We start from the raw sequence: 262 nt of genomic DNA, 5'->3' as shown, positions 1-262 counted from the left end.
ACGTAATGGCGTGTTTTGTCGCTCATAGCCATACTACGACCATGATTGCCCACCATTAGCCCCATCATTACCATTGCAAGTGGGCCCGACAAATGCCAATGGCTAGCCAGTGCATAACCACCAATAACACCCGCTAAAGTAAGTAGTACTTCTTCTTGGTAACTATCAATACTTTTGAGTAAGTAATATAAAATACCACCTAATACCAAACCAAAAACAATACCGCCACCGGCTTCAACCGCCAGCGTGTGCGCTACATAAT

General features: G+C 44.3%; 1 protein-coding gene. It reads right to left on the bottom strand.

From position 1 onward, the window contains the following. Positions 1 to 262: cation:proton antiporter domain-containing protein (locus AAEY57_RS20295; RefSeq protein WP_350608696.1), on the bottom strand; the 262-nt coding region annotated here is incomplete at both ends.

The organism is Pseudoalteromonas sp. MER144-MNA-CIBAN-0113, from assembly GCF_040308965.1.
Taxonomy (GTDB): Bacteria; Pseudomonadota; Gammaproteobacteria; order Enterobacterales; family Alteromonadaceae; genus Pseudoalteromonas; species Pseudoalteromonas tetraodonis.
This window is presented reverse-complemented; position numbering and strand designations above follow the sequence as displayed.